Raw genomic sequence first — 1,897 nt, 5'->3', positions numbered from 1 at the left:
CCGCCGAGGTGCAGGTGACGCTGGGCCCCGACGGCCGCATTCTTGGCAGCAAGGTGCTCAAGGCCAGTCCCGACCCCGACTGGGATCGTGCCGTGCTGCGCGCCATCGAGAAGGCCGAGACCCTGCCGCGCGACGTCGACGGCCGCGTGCCACCAGTGCTGATCCTCACCTTCCGCCCGCGCGAATAGTCCTGACGGCCTGAGGCTTCAAAGCTCCAAGGAGATCGGCCGCCCAGGCAGCACTCGGTGCAACTCGTCGGCCAATGCCTGAAGGTCCATGGGTTTGCTGAGGTAGCCGTCCATACCGGCTTTCAGGCATGCGTTGCGCCGCAGATCCGTGTCGCCGGCAGTGGCGGCAATGATGGGGAATGGCGGCAGGTTGCCGACGCGCTGCAAGGACCTCAGATGCTCGCTGGCTTCCAGTCCGTCCATGACCGGCATGTCCACGTCCATCAGCACCATGTCTGGCGGCTCGTCACAGCAGGAGTCGAGTGCCTCGATGCCGTCGCCGGCCACCACCACTTCGTAGCCCAAGGCCTCGAGCTGGCCCCGCGCGACGATCTGGTTCACGACGTTGTCGTCCACGACGAGCACACGGCGGCTCTCCTGCACGTACAGCGGCGTGGGCGACGTCAGCCGCGACAGGGCCGTCGAAGTCCGGGTATCGACATGCGCGGTGAAGCGCTCCAGTTCCAGCGGGCTGAGCGGAAGCACCCGGATGTCGACCGAGCACTGGCGCCGAAAGCGCAGCGTGTCGGAGCCAGAGACCACGGCGAGCACCGTCCACAGGCTGGGCAAGGCCTGGGCGATCTGTTCGAGCTGGGCCAGTTCCTGGCCGCTGTTCTCCGCGACGATCATCAACATCGGTGCCGCAGCAGCGGATATCGCCGCCGCGGCCTCCTCGATCCGCTCGAACGACACCACGTGCCAGCCCAGGTGCCGCAGCCTCGTCTCGACCGAGTCCAGCGCGCCGGGCGGAGGGCTGACCAGCCATGCCACCGAGCCGGTGGCGTTGGGTGAGTGCTCGAACACCACCTCTTCCGCGACAACTTCGCCGCTCAGTGAGATGACCAGGCCGTCAAGCCCCGCGTCGACGAACTGGACCGAGCCGGCGGTGGCCGGACAAGGCGCTTGCGCTCGCGCAATCAGCCCTTGGGCCACATCGGTATCCTCGGCAACCAACTGCAGGCGCTGCAGCACGCCCATGACATCGGATGGGCAACTCGCGCCAGTGCCAGCGGCGTGGATGACGATGCTGCTTCGGCCGAAGACCGGCGGCTCGACCACCGCGGTGAACATAACGAAACCCGACTCAAAGCAGTCGACGATGCCCAGCAATATCCGGTGGATGCCGGCACGCAGGTAGGGCCCAGGATCGTGAAGCTCGAGGCGGGGCCCGTGATAGTCGAAGTAGGTGACAAGCCCCTTCTTTCTGGCGTGGGGCAGCACGTCGCGCGCGCTCTGGGTGAACAGCTCTGAAAACTCCATCGGCGGACTCTTGCTAACTGTCCGCGAGACTAGGGCAAACCCAGCTGCCAGATGGTTTCCAATTGTGGCCGCTGCTTACACACGGATGCCTTGTGTCAATGCGCGCGGCCAGCCGCCGGGTTCAGCACCATGCGATCGACGGACCAGCGCCCCGCACCCCACAGCGCGATGGCCAGGGCCAGCATGCCCCACAGGATGTGCTGTGCCTCACCGGCGGCCGACAAGTCCTCCGCCGGCAGTGAAAGCGCCGCCATCAGGTTGACGACGAAGAGGCTCACACCGGCGAAGCGACCCGCCAGGCCGAGCACCAGCAGCACCGGGATGACCAGCTCGCCCGCGGTGCCCATATAGGCCGCGAGCGCCGGAGGCAGCAGTGGCACCTGGTAGTAGTCGTTGAACAAGGCCAGCGT

General features: G+C 66.6%; 3 protein-coding genes. 1 reads left to right on the top strand and 2 read right to left on the bottom strand.

All coding sequences use genetic code 11. The annotated features are described in order from the left end of the window. The coding region (locus tag AC1DU6_RS29440) for an energy transducer TonB (RefSeq protein ID WP_477861533.1) at nucleotides 1-188 on the top strand (188 nt) is incomplete at its 5' end. 18 nt (nucleotides 189-206) lie between these two features. Here AC1DU6_RS29440 and AC1DU6_RS29435 read toward each other — a convergent pair. Continuing rightward, the gene (locus tag AC1DU6_RS29435) at nucleotides 207-1,487 is read right to left on the bottom strand and encodes a response regulator (RefSeq protein ID WP_477861531.1); all 1,281 of its coding nucleotides are present in this window, start codon (nucleotides 1,485-1,487) and stop codon (nucleotides 207-209) included. 95 nt (nucleotides 1,488-1,582) lie between these two features. After that, a partial coding sequence (locus AC1DU6_RS29430) for a DoxX family protein (protein WP_477861529.1) occupies nucleotides 1,583-1,897 on the bottom strand: 315 nt, incomplete at its 5' end.

Source organism: Roseateles sp. P5_B10 (genome assembly GCF_056400485.1).
This window is presented reverse-complemented; position numbering and strand designations above follow the sequence as displayed.

What these genes read in the sequence shown, in the direction of transcription:
- AC1DU6_RS29435 (WP_477861531.1), bottom strand. Translation starts at nt 1,487, where the DNA reads ATGGAGTTTTCAGAGCTGTTCACCCAGAGCGCGCGCGACGTGCTGCCC.